Source organism: Streptomyces sp. NPDC001868 (assembly GCF_040297125.1).
Lineage (GTDB): Bacteria > Actinomycetota > Actinomycetes > Streptomycetales > Streptomycetaceae > Streptomyces.
This window is the reverse complement of the sequence record NZ_JBEOYO010000001.1, coordinates 123,354-144,571: the sequence shown is the minus strand read 5'-3', so window position 1 is coordinate 144,571 and position 21,218 is coordinate 123,354. Positions and strand designations below refer to the sequence as shown.

The 21,218-nt window shown below is 68.8% G+C and carries 19 protein-coding genes and 2 pseudogenes; 8 read left to right on the top strand and 13 right to left on the bottom strand.

All coding sequences use genetic code 11. From position 1 onward, the window contains the following. The first annotated feature begins 1 nt into the window (after window position 1). A complete protein-coding gene (locus tag ABT147_RS00665; RefSeq protein ID WP_351401929.1) occupies window positions 2-1,399 on the top strand; it encodes an aldehyde dehydrogenase family protein in 1,398 nt (465 codons plus the stop codon). 32 nt (window positions 1,400-1,431) lie between these two features. Here ABT147_RS00665 and ABT147_RS00660 read toward each other — a convergent pair whose 3' ends face one another. Then, on the bottom strand, window positions 1,432-2,505 hold the full coding sequence (locus ABT147_RS00660) for an AraC family transcriptional regulator (protein WP_351401206.1): 1,074 nt from the start codon (window positions 2,503-2,505) through the stop codon (window positions 1,432-1,434). 207 nt (window positions 2,506-2,712) lie between these two features. Here ABT147_RS00660 and ABT147_RS00655 point away from each other — a divergent pair, with 207 nt between their 5' ends. Further along, window positions 2,713-3,963 (top strand): MFS transporter, encoded by a 1,251-nt coding sequence (locus ABT147_RS00655; protein WP_351401204.1) that lies wholly within the window; start codon window positions 2,713-2,715, stop codon window positions 3,961-3,963. Between the two features lie 443 nt (window positions 3,964-4,406). Here the strand turns inward: ABT147_RS00655 and ABT147_RS47245 are convergent. The 3 genes and pseudogenes from ABT147_RS47245 to ABT147_RS00640 all read right to left on the bottom strand — a co-directional run. Then, window positions 4,407-4,733 (bottom strand): annotated as a pseudogene (locus tag ABT147_RS47245) (sporulation protein); the annotation flags it as partial. Between the two features lie 526 nt (window positions 4,734-5,259). Next, a complete protein-coding gene (locus ABT147_RS00645; protein ID WP_351401201.1) occupies window positions 5,260-6,513 on the bottom strand; it encodes an NAD(P)/FAD-dependent oxidoreductase in 1,254 nt (417 codons plus the stop codon). Between the two features lie 245 nt (window positions 6,514-6,758). Then, window positions 6,759-7,703 carry an RNA polymerase sigma-70 factor gene (locus ABT147_RS00640; RefSeq protein WP_351401199.1) on the bottom strand — a complete coding sequence of 315 codons (945 nt, stop codon included), beginning with the start codon at window positions 7,701-7,703 and terminating at the stop codon, window positions 6,759-6,761. 106 nt (window positions 7,704-7,809) lie between these two features. Here ABT147_RS00640 and ABT147_RS00635 point away from each other — a divergent pair. Next, window positions 7,810-8,002 (top strand): annotated as a pseudogene (locus ABT147_RS00635) (IS5/IS1182 family transposase); the annotation flags it as partial. Window positions 8,003-8,125: 123 nt separating this feature from the next. Here ABT147_RS00635 and ABT147_RS00630 read toward each other — a convergent pair. The 4 genes from ABT147_RS00630 to ABT147_RS00615 form a co-directional block, all read right to left on the bottom strand. Next, entirely contained in the window at window positions 8,126-8,554 is a 429-nt protein-coding gene (locus ABT147_RS00630) for an ExeA family protein (protein ID WP_351401197.1), read from the bottom strand. 38 nt (window positions 8,555-8,592) lie between these two features. Next, a complete protein-coding gene (locus ABT147_RS00625; RefSeq protein WP_351401195.1) occupies window positions 8,593-8,940 on the bottom strand; it encodes an AAA family ATPase in 348 nt (115 codons plus the stop codon). After that, on the bottom strand, window positions 8,937-10,295 hold the full coding sequence (locus tag ABT147_RS00620; protein ID WP_351401193.1) for a DDE-type integrase/transposase/recombinase: 1,359 nt from the start codon (window positions 10,293-10,295) through the stop codon (window positions 8,937-8,939). Before ABT147_RS00620 ends, ABT147_RS00625 begins: the two co-directional genes overlap by 4 nt. 105 nt (window positions 10,296-10,400) lie before the next feature. Next, window positions 10,401-11,042, bottom strand: a complete 642-nt coding sequence (locus tag ABT147_RS00615; RefSeq protein ID WP_351401192.1) for a DUF6431 domain-containing protein — start codon at window positions 11,040-11,042, stop codon at window positions 10,401-10,403. Window positions 11,043-11,109: 67 nt separating this feature from the next. Here ABT147_RS00615 and ABT147_RS00610 point away from each other — a divergent pair, with 67 nt between their 5' ends. After that, the gene (locus tag ABT147_RS00610; RefSeq protein ID WP_351401927.1) at window positions 11,110-11,616 is read left to right on the top strand and encodes a hypothetical protein; all 507 of its coding nucleotides are present in this window, start codon (window positions 11,110-11,112) and stop codon (window positions 11,614-11,616) included. A 263-nt stretch (window positions 11,617-11,879) separates the two neighbouring features. Here the strand turns inward: ABT147_RS00610 and ABT147_RS00605 are convergent, their stop codons facing one another. Further along, window positions 11,880-12,611 carry an alpha/beta hydrolase gene (locus ABT147_RS00605; protein WP_351401190.1) on the bottom strand — a complete coding sequence of 244 codons (732 nt, stop codon included), beginning with the start codon at window positions 12,609-12,611 and terminating at the stop codon, window positions 11,880-11,882. A gap of 156 nt (window positions 12,612-12,767) precedes the next feature. Between ABT147_RS00605 and ABT147_RS00600 the strand changes: the two genes are divergently transcribed. Then, a complete protein-coding gene (locus ABT147_RS00600) occupies window positions 12,768-13,163 on the top strand; it encodes a winged helix-turn-helix transcriptional regulator (RefSeq protein ID WP_351401188.1) in 396 nt (131 codons plus the stop codon). Window positions 13,164-13,364: 201 nt separating this feature from the next. On the opposite strand, the gene ABT147_RS00595 is transcribed toward ABT147_RS00600, so the two are convergent. Both ABT147_RS00595 and ABT147_RS00590 read right to left on the bottom strand, forming a co-directional pair. Further along, window positions 13,365-14,852: an RICIN domain-containing protein gene (locus ABT147_RS00595; RefSeq protein WP_351401186.1), complete on the bottom strand. Its 1,488-nt coding sequence runs from the start codon at window positions 14,850-14,852 to the stop codon at window positions 13,365-13,367. 707 nt (window positions 14,853-15,559) lie between these two features. After that, a complete protein-coding gene (locus tag ABT147_RS00590) occupies window positions 15,560-15,979 on the bottom strand; it encodes a hypothetical protein (RefSeq protein ID WP_351401183.1) in 420 nt (139 codons plus the stop codon). Between the two features lie 315 nt (window positions 15,980-16,294). On the opposite strand from ABT147_RS00590, the gene ABT147_RS00585 reads away from it, so the two are divergent. Beyond that, on the top strand, window positions 16,295-16,999 hold the full coding sequence (locus tag ABT147_RS00585) for a hypothetical protein (RefSeq protein WP_351401181.1): 705 nt from the start codon (window positions 16,295-16,297) through the stop codon (window positions 16,997-16,999). 282 nt (window positions 17,000-17,281) lie between these two features. On the opposite strand, the gene ABT147_RS00580 is transcribed toward ABT147_RS00585, so the two are convergent. Then, entirely contained in the window at window positions 17,282-18,361 is a 1,080-nt protein-coding gene (locus ABT147_RS00580; protein WP_351401179.1) for a radical SAM protein, read from the bottom strand. 64 nt (window positions 18,362-18,425) lie between these two features. Then, entirely contained in the window at window positions 18,426-18,668 is a 243-nt protein-coding gene (locus ABT147_RS00575; protein ID WP_351401178.1) for a hypothetical protein, read from the bottom strand. 268 nt (window positions 18,669-18,936) lie between these two features. On the opposite strand from ABT147_RS00575, the gene ABT147_RS00570 reads away from it, so the two are divergent. Beyond that, complete coding sequence (locus ABT147_RS00570) at window positions 18,937-19,227, top strand: hypothetical protein (RefSeq protein ID WP_351401176.1); 291 nt, start codon at window positions 18,937-18,939, stop codon at window positions 19,225-19,227. A gap of 59 nt (window positions 19,228-19,286) precedes the next feature. Further along, window positions 19,287-21,080: a S8 family peptidase gene (locus tag ABT147_RS00565; RefSeq protein WP_351401173.1), complete on the top strand. Its 1,794-nt coding sequence runs from the start codon at window positions 19,287-19,289 to the stop codon at window positions 21,078-21,080. Window positions 21,081-21,218 lie beyond the last annotated feature (138 nt).

The following is a 21,218-nucleotide window of genomic DNA, read 5'->3' as shown; positions in this document are numbered from 1 at the left end:
GATGCTGCGGGTCGTCAACCCCGCCACGGGGGAGCAGATCACCACCCTGCCCGCCGCGAGCGCCGACGATGTCGCCAAGGCCGCCGAGCGGGCCCGGCAGGTCCACTGCGCCGGGGTGTGGTCGCGGCTGCCGGCCCGGGAGCGTGGCGCGGTACTGCTGCGGCTGGCCGACCTCATGGAACGCGACGCCGAGATCCTCGCCCGGCTGGACAGCGAGGACGCCGGCAAGCCGATCACGGAGTGCCGTACGGGCGACGTACCGGGTGCGATCGAGTCGATCCGCTGGTTCGCCGAGGCGGCCGACAAGATATTCGGCCGCGTCGCGCCGAGCGGGCCCGACGGTCTCGGTCTCATGAGCCGCGAACCGGTCGGGGTCGTCGCGGCGATCCTGCCGTGGAACTATCCGCTGGCCATGACCGCGTGGAAGGTCGGACCGGCGCTGGCGGCCGGCAACTGTCTGCTGGTCAAGCCCGCCGAGGCGACCCCGCGCTCGGCCCTGCACCTGGCCGCACTTGCCGCGGAGGCCGGACTGCCCGACGGGGTGCTCACGGTGCTGCCCGGGTACGGGCAGGAAGCCGGGGTGGCCCTGGCTCTCAACCCCCTTGTGGGGGCGCTCTCCTTCACCGGGTCCAGCGCAGCCGGCCGCCGCATCCTCAAGGGCGCCGCCGAGAGCAACTTCAAGCGCGTCTCGCTGGAGATGGGCGGCAAGAGCCCCCAGGTGCTGATGGCCGACGCGCTCTCCTACGGCGACGAGCTCATCGACCACATGATCGAGGCCGCGTTCCTGACCATGGGGCAGAACTGCACGGCCGGATCCCGGGTCCTGGTTCACCGCAGTATCGCCGAGGAGGTCCTGGAGCGTTTCACGGCCGCGGCTGGAGAGCTCGTCATCGGTGACCCGGCCGACCCGCGCACGCGGGTGGGGCCGCTCATCGACCACGCAGCCTTCGACCGGGTGGCGGGAGCCGTGGAGGCCGCCCGGGCCGGCGGAGCCCAGATCCATACCGGGGGACTGCCCCACGGGCTGCCTCCCCGCGGCGCCTACTACCCGCCCACCGTGATCACTCGTGCCCCCGAAGGCAGCGACGTCCTCACCAAGGAGTTGTTCGGTCCGGTCGTCACCGTCCAGACCTTCACCTCCGAGGACGAGGCGGTACGCAGGGCCAACGCCACCGAGTACGGGCTCGCCGCCTCGCTCTGGACCCGCGACCTCGACACCGCGCTACGGCTGGCCCGCGGCATCGAGGCCGGTGTGGTCTCCGTCAACGCCTACAGCGAGGGCGACATCACCACCCCCTTCGGCGGCTGGAAGCAGTCGGGCTTCGGCGGAGTGGAGAAATCGACCGACGCCTTCGACCAGTGGACCCGGGAGAAGACGATCTGGATCCGCACCCGCTGACCTCGACCTCGGCGTCGACCTGGACCTCGCCTTCAAAGGCGATCCGAACGCATCCGCTCCCGCAGATGGACCGGGGAGGTGCCGTGCCAGCGGCGTACCGCGCGGCGCAGCGCCCGTTCGTCGGAGAATCCCGCTCGGCGGGCGATGTCGCGCAGTGTCAGTTCCGGGCGGAGCAACAGCTGTTCGACGCGCTCCCGGCGTACTCCCTCGACAAGTGCCTCGTACGTCGTGCCGCAGTCCGCCAGCCGACGGCGCAGCGTCCGCTCGCTCGTCGCATGCCGCCGCGCCTGCTCACCGAACGAGGGCACCGCCGGGAGGCCCTGCGCGACGGAGATCTCCAGTACCTCCAGCAGGTCCTGCTGGTCACGGCGGGAAGCCATCTGCGCGTCGAGCGTCTCCAGCGTCGACGCGTAGCTCACCGGATCCCGGCCGGGCATCCGGGTACCGGCCCACGCGGGGTCGACGACCATGCGGTTGGCGGCGGCGCCGAAGCGGACCGTACAGCCGAACAGGGCGCCGTACAGGTCGAGTTGGCGCGGTGCGGGAAACGAGAACTCCACTGTTCTCGGCGTGAAGGCCGGGCCGACGGCCAACCGGGACAGGGTGAGCACGGAGGCGAACGCCTCCTCGATCAGGAAGGAAGCCACGGCCGGGTCCATGGCGGGGTCGGGTAGATCGGCGCGCAGCACGAAGGCGTCGTCCTCCTCAGCCACCCCGGCCGACCACACCACCATCGCCCCGGACAGGTTCTGGTACTTCACCCCCGTCTCGATGGCGTGCCGCAGCGTGTCGTCGGCCATCAGGGCGAAGCCGAGCAGGCCCCACGCGGTCAGATGCTGCGCCGCCCCGACCTTCAGCCCCAGGCGTTCGTCGCCGGTGAGTTCCAGCGCACGGCGGATCACCGCGCTGCCCTGCCGGTACGACACCCGCAGCGCGGCGGAGCGCATGACCGTCTCGTCCAGTCCCATCTGTTTCAGCAGGGGGCGCAGATCGACGCCGCGCTCTTCGGCGACCACGACCAAGTAGCGCAGGATGTTCGGCTGGATCGTCGCCGACGTGCTGCGGTTGGTCCCAGGCGGATCCGCCGGGCCGGGGGCAAGGGACATCGCACTCACCTTCTCCTCGGCGACCACCGTAGACAGCGGGCATCACCGGTCGTAGCGTCTGGCCGCCGAAGTCCCCTGTACGGCCCCTGGCGTCCTGAGTCCGCCTTCCGAGCCTGGCTACGGTTTCCGGAACCCGCACGGCATTCGACCCGCCGGTCCTCGGCCGGTCGGCCCAGCGCACCCAGGAAATGAAGGCGCGACAACATCATGTCCTTTCATGCTCCACTCCGGGCGAGGGCCGGGCATCCGGTCTCCAAGACCGGCGCCCGAAGGGGCGCGACCCTCGCGTTCGCCGCACAAGGGGTGTCCGTCGCCGCCGTCTACACGACCGTCCCCGCGGTCACGGAACACCTGAACCTGGCACCGCTCCTCACGACCACCCTGATGGTCGCGGTCGCGCTGATGGCAGGGGGCGGCAGCTTCCTGGGCCTGGCGGCGATCCGCCGTGCCGGTCCCGTCGCCACGATGCGCGGGGCCGTGCTGACGGCCGCCGCCGCACTGGTACTGATCGGATGGGCCCCCGACGAGGCGACCGTCATCTGCGCCTACATCCTCTTCGGGCTCGCCATCGGGGCCCTCGATGTCGGCGTCAACACACGAGCGGCGGCGGTCGAACGCGCCTACGGCCGCAGCATCTTCGGCTCCTTCTACACCGCATGGAGCGTGGGCGGCGTGACCGCGGCCCTGCTCACCGCCGGGGCCGCCCGGCTGGAGTGGCCCGTGGCCGCCGGCCTGAGCGTCCAGGCGGGCCTCGTGATGCTCCTCGCCGCCTGCATTCGCACACACGCCCTCCCGTCGCCCTCCGCGCAGCGACAGGTCACCCCGGCGCAGCCTCCGCTAGGGCGCCGTCTGTGGATCCGGCTCATCCCCTTCGGCCTGGTCCTCCTCGTCGTCTACGTCGTCGACTCCACCGTCTCGGCCTGGTCGGCGGTCTACCTGCGCCAGACCCTCGCCGCGTCCCTCACGGTCGCGCCGCTGGCGTACGCGGCCTACCAGGCCGGCACGGTCGTCGGCCGCGCCGCCACCGACCGCCTCGTGCGACGGTTCGGAGCGGTCGCAGTCGTCCGCACCGCGGCCCTGCTGGTCGCGGGCGCCCTGGCGGGCATGGCCGCCGCGCCGAGCTGGCCGTTCGCCGTTCTCGCGGCCGGGGCGGTGGGCCTGGGGGCGTCCGTTCTGGCCCCGCTGTGTCTGGCCGCCGCCGCGCGACTGCGTCCCGGCGCCTCCGAGGCGGTCCTGGCACGCCTGAACCTCTTCAACTACGTCGGTGTCATCACCGGTGGCGCAATGAGCGGACTCCTCGGCTCCACCGGCCAGTTCCGCCTCGCCTACGCGGCACCGGCCGCCCTGGCGATACTTCTCCTGACCGTCGCCCACCATTTCACCCAGCGGCCTCCAGGCTCGACCCGGTCGAAGAGACGCCCTCCCCTCGACCGGGCAGATCCACAGCCACTGGGCTGAGCCTTCCCGGAGTGTCCGCGTTCTGCGCCCCTCCTCGCGCACCCTCGACCGCCGGTCGTCGGCAAGGCCCAGCCTTCGGCCTCTTCCTCGTCGCCCTCGAAGAAGTCGCCCACCTCGTCGACGACTTCGGCCGCGACCATGCCGCCGACGACACCGACCGCGAGCCCGGCCGTGCCCGCGGCGACGGCCGTGCCCATGCCGGGGCCGGAGCCGTGATGGCTGTCGTGGTGACGCTCCTGGTGGCCGCCGCTGTGTCCGGCGTACGGGTCGCTGTGCCCGTACGCGCCGTACGCGCCGTACTCGCCGTGCGAGCCATGCGACGTCCGGCGCTCGACGAGCTGCCGGATCCAGCCGTCGACGAGGGTGTTCCAGTCCTGGTGATCCACGCCGTCGTGATCGGCAGCCTTGAAGCCGAAGCCGAGCTGCCCCAGCGCCTCCAGGATCGCCTCCTGCACCGGCAGGGGCCCGACCCTCAACTGGTCGCGGTCGCCCTTGTCCTTGGCGCCCGCCACCGACAGCTCGGTGCGTACGCCGAGCACGATGCCCAGGCTCTGCCCGTACAGCTCGGTGACCGGAGTCTCCCACGGCAGAGTCACGCTGAACTGCACACTGCGCAGCTCACCCTCGGCGAGCCGGAAGCCGCCCCCGACGGTGAACCGGTCGAAGACGACGACACCTTCACTCTCGCCCTCCCCGTGCTCGGCCTCGACCCGCGCACCAGCTCCACGGTGACGTACGTGTGTTTCATGAGAACGGCGCCGCCCGCCCACGGGTGGACACGCGGCACCACGCCGGCGCCGCTAGGGTCGTGACCCCGAACGTCTCCAGAAGCAGCTCGCCGTCACGGTCGGAGAAGGCTTCGCCGGAGCGGGAGGGAACGGCCGAAAACGATCACTTGCACGGCGCGCGGGTCACGTCCCGGTGCACGGTGCGTACGACTCGTCCGAGGCCGACCGGGACGCCCTGAACCGTGCGCCGTCCGCCCTTCAGCGAGCGCGACCTGCCGACGCTCGGCGGGTCAGGCGCTCTGGACCTGTTGGGCGCGGTCGGCGACCATCGAGGCCGGCTGCTCGAACTCCGTGTTCCCTTACGGGGGTTGGCGCCGTGGCGGGCGTTCAGGTCGACATCATCGGGTTGCACAGCAGGCCCCCTCCGGCAGTGGCGACCAGGCCCATGAAGGCCCGCCGGGGCGGAGGGAGGGGCGGGACCCTCTCGTCGTGGGCCCCGTTCCGAGGGCGGCTGGGCAGTGCCGTACGGGTCGGGCCCTGTTGTCCGGGGCCACCCGCGCCGTACGGCTCAAGCCGCGGTCCTGACCGCCGGGTCCGCCTGTCCCGCCGGGCTCCCCGTACCCTTCTGACCCTTCTGACCCGCCTGGTCCGCCCGTCCCGTCGGCTGTACCGTCCGACGGCGGCGGACCGGCATGCCGACGGTCGGGTGGGCGACGGTCCAGGCCGCGCCCTTGCAGATGATCTCCTTGTAGAGGGCGGCGAGGCGGCCGGTGAGGGCCTTGGGGACGGCCTGATCGTCCTCGGTGACGAACTGGATCAGGCCCTCCTTGCGGCCGAGCGAGATGCACTGCTGTACGTAGCGGATCGGAATCTTCGGGAGCTTCGCGCCGGTCAGGCGGGCCGCGATGGCGTCGGCGGCCTGCCACGCGGTGGGGACGCCGGAGGCGCACGACATCCGCAGCGGCTTGTCGCCGGGGCCCATCACGAGGGCCGCGTCGCCGACGGCGTACACCTCGGGGTGCGAGACCGAGCGCATGGTCTCGTCGACCACGATCTGGCCCCTGCCGGAGACCTCCAGTGTGCTGGCCTCGGCGATCGGGTGGACGGCGAAGCCGGTGGCCCACACGGTGACCGCGGCCGGGACGGGCATGCCGTCGGTCAGGACGCGGTCGCCCTCGACGGCGGTGACGGCGGTGTGCTCGTGCACGGTGATCCCGAGCTTGGCGAACACCTTCCGCAGATGCCCCCGGCCCTTGTCGGAGAGCCAGTCGCCGAAGCCGCCGCGGGCCACGAGGGCGACGTCCAGGTCCGGGCGCGTCTCGGCGATCTCGGTCGCGGCCTCCAGACCGGTGAGTCCGCCGCCGACGACCACCACGGGCGCTCCCGGGTCCAGCCGGGCCAGGCGCTCGCGCAGCCGGAGCGCTCCGGGGCGGCCGGAGATCTCGTGGGCGTGCTCGGCGGTGCCGGGGACGCCCTGGGGGTTCCAGCCGCTGCCGAGGGCGTAGACGAGGGTGTCGTACGCCAGTTCCTGCCTCCCGCCGCCGTGCGTGTCGACGACGGTGACGATCCGGCGATCGGCGTCGACACCGGCGACCTCGGCGAGCTTCACCTCGACGCCGGTGCCCGCGAACATCTCGTCGAACGGGCGGGGCTTGAGGTCCTGGCCGACCGCGAGCTGGTGCATCCGGACACGTTCGACGAAGTCGGGCTCCGCGTTGACGAGGGTGATGGCGACGTCCGCGCGGTGCAGCTGCTTGGCGAGACGCCCGGCGGCGGTGGCTCCGGTGTAGCCGGCTCCGAGGACGATGATGCGGTGCTGCATTTCCTGCTCCTGTCTGCGCGGGGTTGACGCTTGCCCTTGCTCGGTGACGCCCCTTGAACCGGGCAGCCCGCGCTTTCCTGACAGGAATGGAATGTGAAGCAGGTCACACCTTCGCTGGAAGGTGTGACCCGGTTCGTCGAAGGACGTCGGAAGCCCTCACCACGGCGCCCTCGCTGAGCCGCTCACCACGGCACGCTCTCACCACGGCACGCTCTCACCACGGCACGCTCTCACCACGGCGTTCGTCAGAAGGCGTGGAACAGGGGCTCCCCGTGCTCAGTGGCCGCCCACACCTCGGTCGCGCGTTCCAGCTTGTCGGGGTTGACCTGGCTGCGGAACGCGACGATGCCGTCCGCGCCGATCTCCAGGCAGATGACCCCGACGACCCGGCCCTCGACGACCGCCAGGACCGCGGGGCCGCCGTTGGCCGTCGAGATGTGGATCTCGGGTGAGCCGCCGACCAGGGCCCGCTTGACCGGGGCCGGCTTGAACAGACCCCGCATGAACTTCGCGACCGCGAGCGCGCCCTCGAACGCCTTGGCGCGGGCCGGGACCTTTCCACCGCCGTCGCCGACCGCGATGGCATCCGAGGTGAGCAGCTTGACCAGCGGCTCGGTCTTCCCGCTGGTGGCCGCCGCGAGGAACTCCTCGACGATCCGCCGTGCCGCCGCCTCGTCGATCTCCGTACGGGCCCTGCCCGCCGCCACATGCTTCTTCGCCCGGTGGAAGATCTGCTGGCTCGCGGACTCGCTGATCTCGACGATCTCCGCGATCTCCCGGTGCGGGTAGTCGAAGGCCTCCTTCAGTACGTACACCGCCCGCTCGTTGGGGGTGAGGCGCTCCAGCAGGGTGAGGACCGCGTACGAGACGGATTCGCGCTGTTCGGCGGTGTCGGCAGGGCCGAGCATCGGGTCGCCGGTCAGCAGCGGCTCGGGCAGCCACTGGCCCACATAGGTCTCCCGGCGTGCGCGGGCCGAGGTGAGCTGGTTGAGGCACAGGTTGGTGAGCACCTTCGTCAACCAGGCCTCGGGCACCTCGATCCGGTCGACCTCGGCCGCCTGCCAGCGCAGGAACGTCTCCTGCACGGCGTCCTCCGCCTCGCTCGCCGAGCCGAGCAGGCGGTAGGCGATGGCCTCCAGCCGGGGCCTCGTCGCCTCGAACCGGTCCACGTCGTGCATCGTCAGCGGCATGTTCCTGATCCTAGGGCCTGTGTGCGGTCGTGATCAGTACGTGCATTTGGCTGCGAGTACGGCCCCTGCCAGGGCTGGCCAAACGACCAACCCACGTGCCTATTGGGCGTACTCCTCCCGCGCCAACCGTGCCTACCTGCGTAGACGCGGAATCAAGTCCGTCATCCCGGAGAAGAATGACCAGGCCGCCCACCGGAAGAACCGAGGTAGCAAGGGCGGCCGGCCCGTCGCTCACGACGCGGAGTTCTATCAAGGACCGCAACACCGTCGAACGGCTGATCAATAGGCTCGAAGCCTGGCTGTTGGGCGACGCTGAAGATGTGCATGAATGCGACGGTCTGGTTGTGGACGGTGAGAGGTGAAACGACCCCGGCGGCCGTCAGGCCGCCGGGGTCGTCGTGAACGTGGTGTCGTCTTCGTCGTCACTCTGTCGCGTGTGTCTCGGTGATCGCGACGCGGGTGGAGGACTCGTCGACGATGCCCTTCTCCTCGGTGAAGGCGGCGATGAGGGACTGCCAGGCGATGTTGTTGACCGAGCGGGGCAGGCCGCGGCTGGTGAGGTGGATCAGGTCGACGGCGTCGTCGGAGAACAGGGTGTCTTGACGGCCGGCGATCGTGAGGTGGTGCTTGATGCAGCTGGCGGTCTCCTCCTTCGTCATCGTGGGCATCTGGTAGCTGACCGAGATCCGCTGGTCCAGGGCGGCAAGGACGCCGTGCTTCATCCGTTTCCGCAGGGTGGGCTGGCCGATCAGCAACACCGCGAACGGCGTCGTGGAGTCCATGTCGTAGTTGGTCAGCATGCGGATCGCGTCCAACTCGTGGTGGTCGAGCAGGTGCGACTCGTCGATCACGACGGCCGGGGTCCGGCCGCGTTCGTCGACCTCCGCGGTCAGCGCCGCGGACGCCTGAGCTGCGAGAGCGGCGGACTGGTATTTCGGGGTGCCGCCCAGGCGGTGACGATGCGGTCATAGAGGCCGCGCATGCCGACCTCGGGGTTCGGCTGGTAGATCACCGTGAACCTGGCCGGATCGAGGGAGGCGACGGCGCCTTTGAGGGCAACGGTCTTGCCGGATCCGGCCTCGCCGGTGACCACGCCGATCGCCCGGTTGTTGATGCACCAGGCGATGCGGGCCGCGGCCTCGCGGTGGGAGTGGTGCTGGTGCAGCATCGAGGGAGCCAGGTTGCGGCCGAAGGGGACGCGGGTGAAGCCGAAGTACCCCTGAACGCGGTCGATCATCGCTGTCCCCGCCCGTCGTCCAGCAGGGACGAGTAGTTGATGCCCTTCGCGGTGTTCGCCGTGTGCGTCTCGTCGAGGATCTTCAAGTAGTCGATCCCGGTCGACGGCGCCGGCTCCGCCGGCGTCTCCGGACTCGCCTTCGGATGCGTGTGACGGCCCACCCGGTGCGGGATCGCTTTGCCCGTCGTCCTGCCCGACGCCCTCACTTCGATCTCGGTCAGGTCGAACGGATCGAAGACCAGCTCTACTCTCATCCCGCTCAGCATCGGGTCGACCTCGTAGCTGTTGCCGTGCAGCGACACCGTCGCAGTCTTCGTCACGGTCCGGAACTCCGACCACAGAAACGCCTCCCGAAGATCAGCGGGGCTGGGCAGCGGCAGCGGCCGGGGAATCGAACCCAGCCAGCGTTCGATCGGAGGCTGCCCGGTCTCCGAGTGCACCGTGCGGTGATAGACCGTCTCCACCCACGCGGTGAAAAGCCTGTTCAGCTCGGTGAGATGCTCGATCTGGCCGACACGTTCGTCATCGAACTCGACGAGGAACTGGTCACGGACGGTGCGGAAGAACCGTTCGATTTTTCCTCGGCCCTGCGGCCGTCCGGGTTTGGAATGGGTCAGCCGGACCGCAAGCGACGCGCAGGCCCGCAGCAGCCACGTGTCGACGAAGGCACTCCCGTTGTCGACATAGATCGACTCCGGGACGCCGCGGGCCGACAGCGCCGGCCGCAGGGCCGCGGCCAGGCGGACGGTGTCCTCGGCGAACCCGAACCGGTGCCCCACGATCGCCCGGCTGTGGTTGTCGATGAAGGCGAACAAGTACGTCTTCCGCCCGCCGATCCTCGGACCGTGCAGAGCGTCGCCGGTCCACAACTCGTTGCCCCGGGTCGCCTCGAACCGGCTGAACACGCTCCTCTCGCCCGCAGCCGTGCCGGTCAGGCCGGCGGTCACGAAGTGCCGCTGCAGCGTGCGCTCGGTCGGCGACCAGCCCTGCGTGGTCCGCAGGATCCGCTGGATCTGCGCGGCCGTCCGGCCGGGATTCTCCCGCTTCAGCGCGGCCGCCAGCTCCAGCACCTCCGGCGGTGTCCTGGGGACGGCCTTGCGCGGCTCGGGAACCAGCGCGGCGAACCCGCCGCTGCGGTAGTCCCGGGCCCACCGGTCGATCGTGCCCCTGGACACCTTCACCTGCCGGCCGAACGGATCCGTGTGCTCCCTCTCCGCCAACTCACGTGCCAGCCGCCCGCGTTCGCGGGTCGTCAGACTTGAATCCAGCAGGTCCTGGATCAGGGAATAGCGGAACAGACCGACCTGCCGGGCCTTCTCCGCCCGGCGGCGGTCCTCGTCCTCGCTCGATGCCATGTGCGGACTCTCCTCGCATCTCGATCAGCGTCCGCCTCTGTCGTGGACGGACACGATCAAGATTTCTGGCCCCTCCTTCCGCCGCCCAGGGGCGGCCCGTGTTGATCAACTAGCCGAAGTGGTGCAGGTCAGCACCTGTCCGCCTATCGCCCGGCCGGCGAAGGCCCACCGCGACCCCGTGTTCATCTCCGGCCACTTCATGGCCGCCGCCCGATGGGCGGCGGCGATCACCGACACCGCGTCCGACAGCGGCGAGGCGGCCGCCTCGGGCATCACCGGATCCTCCGCGAGCGCGACCAGGGCGACGGTGAAATGCCGGCGGACGTCCTCCGACCTGCGTCGGAAGCGGCGGAGCCAGCCGCGGACCGTCCCCTCCGCCATGCCCAGGTGGGCGGCGATCTGGCGGTGCCCCATGCCGAGGGCCGCTATCTCCAGCCCGGTCCCGATCACCTCGGCCGCGTCCATCCGCCGCGGCCAGACCGCCTCCGGCAGCAGCACGTGCGTGACCTGGCAGCCCGAACAACGAGTGCGACGCGGCCGCAGAAACAGCCGGGCCCCCAGATCACCCCGAACCATCCGGGACCGACCATGCCCCCAGGGCGCCAGCGGAGCCGAACAGGCCGGACAGTTCAACCGGCCAGCCCGAAGCTGCCGCTCCACCAGCAGCACGTCCGAGTCCACCACCAGCACCGCCACCTCCGCCTGACCTGCGGCAATCAGCCGGAACCTGTCCAGACGGGCCGGCATTCATGTCCGGATCACCCGGTCAGCGGCCTCACCCTGAAGCCGATACCACCCCGCCGCCGTGCCCGTCATGCGCGGCAGCGATGATGCCCCCGTGGCAACCAACCTTGAACTCTTCGCGGACTACTTCCAGATCCACGTCCTGGACGACGAGTCCGAGGGCGACCTCAGTGACGTATGGACCGAACAGACCGTTTCCGACGGGCTTGGCGTAACCGAGGACGCCGTGGCCATCGGCACCGCCGTCAACGTCACCGTGGCAGTCAGCGTCGACGTCCTCGCAGAACAGCCAGTCGATGACAGCGACGACTTCGACCACGTTGTCGAGGCAAGCCTCAACCTGACGTCCGGACGTCTCGTCGTGCTGGGCTGTACCGACTACTTCCCCGATGCCGCACGATTCGAGATGCCCCCAGGGTGGACCCGCATCCGGGCCTCTCGGAGGAACCTGGCCGCTGCCGTGCGCAGCGAATCGGACCGGACACCCGAGACCACCGAGCAGGTGCGACTGCAAGCCTGGTCGGCGGCGTACTCCGAGCCGCACATCACCAAACGATGGACCCACTCAGCCCCGTAGTTCTCCTCGGGCGCTCGTCCTTCGTGTTCACCATGTCGTCGCACACGAAGGACTTCCCCGCCTCCAGAGACCGCACCCCAACGTCTCCACCGCGAGTGTCGTCAAACCACTCGTTCCTGTTCATGCAGAACGTCGCCTAACACCTGGCGCGGCATCGCCACTCGATACGACAAGACGCCCGCAAGTGACGGCTTCGCGGCCGGTTCCGCTGTCCGACGGTGGCGGGCCTTCTCCGGCTCGCTGCCGCAGTCACGGCCCGGACGCTACCGAAGGGCGGATTCAAGCAGCAGTTCGCTCAGGTCAGCCGGCATGGTGAGCATGCAGTCGTGCCCGGTCGGCAGTTCCCGTATCCGTGCTGGGGAGCCGTTGGGCTGTGTCGCGGGGACGGGTCGCCGCACGATGCCTTCCGGCTCCGCGCCGACGCAGTGGATGTGCGTGCGCGGAATGGAGTCCACGGCAGGGTTGTCCAGTCGGACCGGTTGCCGCAGGCAGCGCACTGGCTGGTCCGAGAGCGTCGCACGCAGCCAAGCGACGTCCGCCGGGTCGGTGACTCCGAACAGGCCGAGGGGCGGAGGCATCTCGGGCAGCGGCGGGATGCGCCAGCCGTTGTCGGACTTGGCGGCCAGGTCGATCAGGTTCTGGGTCATGGGCTGCACGTCGACGGCGGTCTCGCCGTGCTCCGGGACCATCGCGTCGAGGTACACCAGGTGCGCGATTCGTTCCGGTACCTCGTTGGCCGCGGACGAGACGACCAGCCCCGCGTAGCTGTGACCCACGAGCACCACCTCGGTCAGGTTCTCCTCGTGGATCAGCTTGACGATGTCCGTGACGTGCGTGTCGAGCCCTACCTCGGGGCCGAGCAGGTGTGCCTTGTCGCCGTAGCCGGTCAGTGAAGGCGCGAACACGCGGTGTCCGGCCGATTCCAGCAGCGGGACCACCCGCTCCCAGCACCGGCCGCTGTGCCAGGCACCGTGTACGAGCAGAAAAGTTGACATGAGGGGATTTTTTCCTCTTCGGGGCGTGGAGGCGCGGGAGCATTACGGTTCCTGTCAGTGCCTCGGTACTCTTCGGGAACCGAGATCATCGTGCTGCACCTGTCGCACCTCGATCAATAAGGCACATTTCGGTGCCCCGGTTCTCTGGAGGTAACCATGAGCGGCACAGTGGGCGGCGATGCGCGGCCGGCGCTGTTGGAGGACCCGTGCCAGGCCCGTGAAGTGCTCGGCATCGTCGGCGACAAGTGGTCGCTGCTGATCGTGCGTAACCTCAGCCAGGGGCCGCGCCGCTTCACCGAACTCAAACGGGCCGTCGACGGGATCAGCCAGCGAATGCTCACCGTCACCCTGCGCGGCCTGGAACGCGACGGGATCCTCACACGGACCGTCCGCAACGTCATGCCGCCGCACGTCAGTTACGAACTGACTCCGATGGGCAGGACCCTCCGCGAAGCCACCGCACCCCTGTTGGAGTGGAGCATCACGCACCTGACGCACATCGACGCAGCCCGCGCCGCGTACGACGCCCGCCCCGACACCTCGCCCGCCTGACCCCCGCTCGTCTCGCCGTGCCAGAGAGTCCCTCATCCGACCCACCTTGGAGCGGCGAAGAACCCGCACTGCGTGACACCAGGAACCCGGCGAGATCCGAACCCTGGCCGATCCCTGAACGGAGTCAGGAGTCAGGAGCCAGGATGAGGAGTCAGGAATCGGTCGGAGGTCGGTGAGGCCGTGTTCGGTACTGGTGAAGCCTCATGTCCCGGACCGGGGCGTGGATGTACCAGAGATCGGCTCGACCAGCCATCTCTGTTCCGCGTCTCCGTTCCGTGGGCTTGGCACCAGAATGGTGTCGGCCTCGGGCGAGGCAGGGGTGATCACGAGGTTTCTCTCGTCGCGTGTGAGGAGTTCTCCTTCGGGGCTCAGCTCGAAGCGGAGACCGAACGAGAGGTCGCCGGAGGAGTCGCAGAACTCCAGATCCAGCACCTCGTCATCTCCTCCGGCGTCCAGACACAGATTCGGTGCGGCGAGATTGCGCAGGAGCCCGGACTCAAGGTAGGTCCACCCCTGTGTGCCAGCGGTTGAGCAGGTGGACAGGGTGACCTCCGCGCCACGCTCGGGCGGCGTTCCACGGACGTCCATGCACAGGTCGGCGGCCGCGTTGCGCAGCCTGCCGCTGTCCGGGGCGACAGGGAGGACGGTCGAGGCCACGGGGGATGAGGGCGACGGTGTGGGCGTAGGCCGCTGCGGCGCCGGAGCCGGTGTGGTGCTGTCGGACGAAGTGCCGGTCACGATGAGTGCTGCCGCGACAGCGGCCGAACCGGCGGCGGCGATCCCGGCGACGAAGAACTTCGTGCGCCTGCGGGTGGCACCAGGCTTTCCCTTCCTTGCCGACCTTTGTGGCGTCCGTGGGGTGTCCGAGCGACGGGCGGCGGCTCCCTCGGTGGGCGTGGCAACAGAGGCTGTCCGCGAAGGGCGTGCCCGGCAGGCGGCCAGATAGGGGTGGGCGTTCTCGCCGAGGAGCGCTTCGGCCAGCAGCACGCCCGGTTCCGTGGCGCAGAGCCTGAGCTGTTCGGCGGTGTGTCGGCAGTAGGAGCACTGATCCAGATGCAGCTGCACCTCGGGCAGCGTGGAACCGGCACCGCGTGCGGGTGCGTCGAGAAGGCGGCTGTAGTCCCGGCACTCTCTCCCGGCCGAATGCTCGACATGCGTACGCAGGAGCGCTGACCGCAATTGCTCCCGCGCCCGGTCCAACTCGAAGGGCGGTGTGTTCCCATCGATACCGAGCAAGGCTGCGGGGACGGCCGCCGGTTCGGCTTCCACTTCCCTATGCCACAGAACGTACTGCGTGGTCCTCGGCAGCCGCAGAAAAGCGACGTGGCTCAAGTGCCGGTTCTCGGCGACCGGGTGTGGTGTCTGCCGGGCGCCGTCGGCAGTCCCGGACTGGTCGTACGACAGCCCCGAGACGGTGCCGTTCTGTGACCGCGCACGCGCGGTGTCCCGCACCACGACGAGAAGGCGAGGGCGCAGAGCGCCGGTGGATCCGGCTCTTTGGAGGTCCTGCACCACATGGCGAAACGCCGCAGAGGCGAACGCTCGTGCGAGCGCGGCCGAACCGAGGGCGCAGATCTCCGCATAGTCGGAGACCGACGGCCCGTGTCGCGCGATCAACGCCGCGACGGGAGTCGTGCCCTCGATCGTCTGGGACGTTCTCAGCGCGGCCACGAGGGCGTCGTCGGACATCCCTGGAGCGGTCTCGGGGTCGGGAGCCGGGCTTGCGGAAAGGGGGTGAGCGAAAGACACAGGGGCTTTCCTTGTCCCAGGGCGCACTGGGCAGCCTCATCCCGGGCCGATGCGGGAACAGCGGCAGCGCGGACCTGGCTGTGGCCGTGCAAAGAGAAAGGCATTGAGATCGAGGTGGTGACTGCCCGGGCGATGCCGCGCGACCGCCTTGTGGGGGAGCGGGCAACGCCACGACCCGTGCGAGCCGTTAGGCCGATTACGGATTGTTCTGAGCATGAACCACCCTGTCATACAGGCCAGATATCCAACAAGGGGCGCCAGGACGAAACAGAATCGGATCGGCTCGCGCGGGCTCTCACAGGCAGAACGGTCCTTGGACCAGCCGAACTTGCTCAGCCGCCCCCCTCCTGTCCGGCCCGATCCGTTCAGTGGGGCAACCGGCGTCACGACCAGGATCCACCGTCTGTCAGATCCGAATAGACGTGTGGACCTGTCGAACCGCAGCGCTGTCGTCACTGGAGAAACCAAGGGAACCGGGAAGGCATCACGTGGAGCATGCTGCTCGCCCTGCAGCTCCGGTTTCGTCGAAGGGCACGTAAACCGTGCAAGACGATCAAGCGGGGGATGTACGGCCGGGCATCGCTCCGTCTCCTCGGTACCCCGGGTCCTGCCGCGATCGTGGCAGGTACAGGCACTGGGCGGTGAGGTCAGGGAGCGAAGTACCAGCAGTACAGGCTCAGGCCTTTCTCTGCCCGGCTGTTGGCTAGAGCTGACAGGCGCTCAAGGAGGTCCACCGCTCTATCCGGCGAGATCTCATTGTCCGGCTCGGAGGCACTCGCAGCCCACGCGATGCCTGTCGTCCGGAGTTGATCCCTTTCCGCGCCCGCCAAAGCCCTACACAGCGGCTCCGGAACAGCGAATACGGTGAACCCGTCGTTCGCCATGGGCACCACGTCCCGGAGCGGACTCGCGGGCCTGCCCGTCAGCAGAGTCTCCCAGCTGAGAACCGCGTCATCTGGATAGAAGCCGTCACATGGCACGGCGGGAAAGTCGTGTCTCTTGCGCGGGCCTACCCGCGCTGCGGACGCATCGTCTACGGCTAGGAAGAACTCACCTGCAGACACCATCCGCCGATCCTGTCACGCCCTGGTTCCCGGGAACCTATTCAAGTGACTGCTCCGCTCCCAGGGCGTTGATACGGGCATGGGGCGGGGTGACCTGTCAGACGCCGAGCGGGAACGACTGCGTCCTTCGGGTGTTGGAAGACCGTGTACGAGCGCCACAGCCTGTTCGATCCGCCCCGGTTCCACCTCAAAGGGGGGTGAGCGGGTCGAACATCAGGATCGACGCGGGGGTGAACGGTGCCGGGCCCACCGGTGAAGAGGAGGCGGTCGAGGGGCCAACACGCCCTGGGTGAGCTGTGTGTGCAGTAGCTTCGTGGCGTGTCCACGCCCCCGCCGCCGCAGCAGTTCCCCGCGCCCCAGCCGTACCTCCTGCCGCCTCCGCCGCCGAAAAAGAGCCGGGCCGGTGTCGTCCTGGGGGTTGTAGCCGGGGCCATGGCCCTGTTGATCGTCGCCGGGGCCGCGGTCGTGGTCAGCAAGGTCGGCACCGACGGAGACTTTCCCGAGGCGCGGTACCGATTGACCCTGCCCAAGGCCCTGCTCGGCGGTGAGTACAAGCTGGAGCAGGACTTCTCCGACCCCCCGCAGGACAGCTTCATCCAGCACGCCGAGAGCGCCCTGGGCGGCCGTGACATCCGGGCGGCAGTCGCGATCTACAAGCCCGCGGACCGTGGTGGTCAGCTGAACGTCAGCGGTATGTACGGCCGGTTCAAGGACGCCGATGACGCCCGGGACAACATGCTGAAGGACGCTGCCGATCCGGACGGCATGTCGGTCGCCCGAGCACCCGAGGATTTCCGCCCCTCCGGCTCGGACGTCACCATCACCTGCCAGGTGATCGCCCACGAGGATCTGAACATGCGGGTCATCATGCCGATATGCGCCTGGAACGACGGCAACACCGGCGCGCTGATCGTCGAGATCGACCCCGGGGTCTCCTCCGGGGACGCCAAGGACGTGGACCTGGCGGGCCTCGCCGAGCGGACCCTCCGGATCCGGACTGAGCTTCGGCAGCCGATCAGGTGACGGAGGCCGGTCAGCGTCAGGTCGCGGGGCCTGTTCAGCACTCCAGGTGTAAGGAACGATGACCTTCCGGGTGTCGATGGACACCATGCGAATCGCCGTCTCGATCTTGGGGTATCACCGTCAGTGACACCCCCACAATCGGAAGTCGTTCGCGGGCCGGCGGGACCCATAGATCCGAGATCGACCGTTGCTGCTCTCCAGGTTTCGCGGAATTGACTTCCGGCCCCGACCGAGCGGGGTGTTCAAGTCGCACGCCGACCCGTCGCTCGGTGTTCTTGAGCGTTACTTGGCAGACATCTGTCGGGCATCCGTTGATGGACGCGGGCCTCTGCCGATCTGCAGGAGCTGTGAATCCGAGCGGGGCATGCCGACATAAGGGCAGCCTACGGATGCCCAGTTGCCCTCGGACCAGCCTCGCAGCCAGGGGCCGAGGCGGGCGTTGTCCACGCGGAGAGTGCCGTCCGGAGCAAGTCGGCCGATGGTGTTTGCAGGGTCGGACAATGCCACCGTGCATTTCGCAATACTGCCGTTCGCGCGGATCACCAGGGAGTTTGGGCGTGCGGCATAGCAGACTGCCGACCCGGCCGGTTTCCCGGAGGCCGTTGAGACGGGTTCGAGAATCCCCTGCAATTGCCCGAGGGCTTCCGCCCTGGCCTGCCGGGAAAGGGTCTCCATGGTTGCGTCGTTGGGTCCACCCATCCGTTCCACGGCCTTGAGACTGACGGAGAATCGGCTGTCGTCCAGGAAGGTGTCGCGTACCTGGCGCACGAAGTCCGGCATCGATGGCAGGTTCTTCGGCGTGAGGTGCACGCGCAACAGGATGTGGACCGGCAGCCCGCTGTCCCGGATCGCCAGCAGGTTCTGCCAAATACGCTGGAATGAAGCGCCGCCATTTCTCCGAACACGTGTGGTGTCGTGTACGGCTTCTGGGCCGTCGAGGGAGATCTGATAGCTGGTGACGCCCAGCCCCGCGAGCTTCTCCGCCGCTGGAACATCGAGCAGATATCCGTTGGTGGTCATGTCCCCTCGGTACAGCAGATCCGGTCTGTCGGCGACAGACGCCACCACATGGGCCGAGATCTCCTCAACGATGGCGCGGGCCAGCAGGGGCTCGCCCCCGAACCACGCGATGTCCAGCCCCTGTAGTCCGTCGAATCGCCGGTCCAGGAGCAGCTTCACCGCGTTGATCGTCTCCCGCGCCATCCGGCCGATCGCGAAATCCTCGTAGCAATACGTACAGCGGAAGTTGCACTGCTCCGTGGGCAGGAGGATCAAGTGCAGAGTTCGATCGGTCAGCGCTGCCGAGAGCTCTTCTTGAAAAGCGACATCTTCGCGGCGGGATGTGTCGGTGATGTCGCTCATGAGTACCTTTCGAAAGCGCGTCTGCGGGCTTGAGGAACTTCCGTGCGTGTTGTGACTGGTGCGGTCAGACCTGCCGCTCCCCGCAGCCGGCCACTGCATTTACGATGGGGCAGACGCCGTTGGTCGGCCTGAACCCAGCCGTCCTGAGGCCGGCGCTCTCCAGTGCCGAGGCAAGTTCTGGTGCGTTGATGATGATTCGGCCCTGCTCGTCCAGTTGGATGTCGGCGTTGCGCTGAGGATTGGATCCCGGGGAACTCACGGCGGCTCTCCTGACGTAGAAGCGATGGCTGACGCCCGTGTACTCCACTCTCATCTGCTCCCTTGGCGCCTGCGAGCGGAACTGCGCCGACCGAGGGGGTCGGACGCAGGCGGACGGCAGCCAGGGTTACGGTGAGCTCTCAGCCGAGGCGGAACACCGTCCGCACAAGATGGTCCGGGGCGGAATGGCGCGCGCCGCCTGTGATGCCTACCGTGGTAGGAGAGGCAGTGCGGTACGACTGGTCGCTGACACGAGACGAATGCCGGCGCACCGAGTTCGTATGGACGGGGGCCGTTCACCGGATCAGGTGGGGAAGATGCGCTCTCACAAACTTGGCTCCGCCGCACGGCGTGCGCTGTCGGACGCCGATGAGGCGGTCGGCCCCACTCCCCTCCAGGTGCTCATCCGGGTGAAGGGGGAACCCGATGAAGAGCAGCGTCGGCAGATTGCCGACGCCGGCGCGCGCGTGGGTATGGCCGCAGGCGATGTCCTGACCGCCACGGTCGCCTCCGGCGATCTCGGACGCTTGACGGAAGTCGACTGTGTCGACTACGTGGAGCTGTCTGAACCCCTCCACCCCGAGACGGGCACCCGGCCACGGAAATAGTGATCGCCTGTCCTTCACCGTGAAGGGCCGGCGATTTCTCGTCAGAGAGAAGACCGCTCATGCTCGACTCACGGCTGAAGTTCCTGCAGTCCCGGGCCGAGGAAGGCCCGGCGGAGCTGGTGGGCCTGGAGTCCACCGGCCGTTTCGCGCTCACGACCGAAGGGGTGAGGACGCCTCGTGTGCGTGTACTGGTGCGAATGGCGGAGGGGCACGGCGCCGACGACCTGGGAGAGCTGTCCCAGCACATGGGGCTGACGGTGCTCATCCGGGCTGGTGACGTGGTGGGAGGCGAGATCGGAATCGACCGTCTCACGGAGCTCGACGAGTCGGAAGCCGTCAGCTACGTCGAGGCATCCCGCCCCACCCTCACGGAACTGGACGCCGCCGTGCCCGAGACCAAGGCCGACAAAGTGCACACCGGACCGCCCGGCCTGCGTGGCGCCGGTGTGATCGTGGGCGTGGTCGACAGCGGCATCGACTGGCGCCACGGCTGCTTCCGGGACCCGACCGGGAAAAGCCGCATCCTGCGCATCTGGGACCAGAACCTCACTCCGGAAGTCGGGGAATCCTCACCGGCGCCGTTCGGTCACGGAGTGGAGTACCAACGTTCCGCGATCGACGACGCATTGAGCTCTCCGAACCCGATGAGCACAGTGCGGCACATGGACGACAGCCTCGGCCATGGCACCCACGTGGCCGGCATCGCCGCCGGTGACGGGTCGTCGGCCGGTAATGGCAAGCCGGAGTTCACCTTTGTCGGGGTCGCACCCGAGGCGGATCTGGTCGTCGTGGCCAATCGGGTGACGACGGAAGCCCTGGGCGATTCCATGGGCACGCTCGAGGCCGTCGGTTACGTCTTCAAGGTCGCCGAGACCCTCGGGCGGCCCGCGGTCGTCAACATCAGCCAGGGCGACAATCTGGGACCGCACGACGGTTCCAGCCTGCTGGAACGCGGCATCGACAACCTGCTCAACGCCCCGGGGCGCGCGCTGGTGAAGTCTGCGGGCAACGCGGCGAACGCCGGTGTGCACGCGACGGGCCAGGTGACGGAGGGAAGCAGCGACGTCGTTCAGTTCGTGGTACCCGTCGGCGACGACACGCCGGACACGCTGGACATCTGGTACTCCGGCGCCGACCGTCTCTCCCTGCGGATCACTCCCCCCAACGGCACGGCCAGCGCCGAGATCGCCCCCGGTACCACCAGCGCAGAGCTGGATCTCCCCGGAGGCAACAAGGCCTTCGTCGACTCTGTCGTGCACCACTCCCAGAACGGCGACAACCGGATCTACGTTCAGCTGAGCCCGGGTAGCCAGACAGCGATCCGGCCCGGCACCTGGAGCCTTACGCTCATCGGCCAGACCGTTGCCGACGGCGGCCGCTGGCACGCCTGGGTGGAGAGGGGCCGGACCGTTCCACAGTTCATCGGCTCACACCGAAACGACGAGATAACCATTTCCGTACCCGGGACCAGTCGGAAGGTCGTCACCGCCGCCTCCTACATCACCAAAGGCGCGGGACAGGGAAACCTGTCCACCTTCTCCAGCCGGGGCCCCACCCGCGACGGGCGCCACGCACCGACGCTCGCCGCCCCGGGCCAGGCCATCACCTCGGCACTGGTAGGAGCCGCGGGACCGAGCCAGTACCAGCCCATGTCCGGTACGAGCATGGCCGCACCGCATCTCACCGGGGTGTGTGCCCTCATGCTGCAGTCGAGTCCCACGCTGACCCAGGACGACCTCGTCCTGCTCCTTACCAACTCGGCCCGGCTGGACCCCTTCACCGGCGGGGCACCCAACGACGACTGGGGGGCGGGCAAGGTGGACGCGGCAGCGGCGGTCGACTCCATCCCTTGACCAGTACTGACACGCACACTCCGCATCGTGGCCGACGTCGTACACACCGGGGCCAAGGGGGGTGGGGAAGGAGGAGTAGAGGCCGGGGTAGTTGTACTTCGTGTACGACGAGCCACCGGTGCCCGTGCCGCTCCCCGC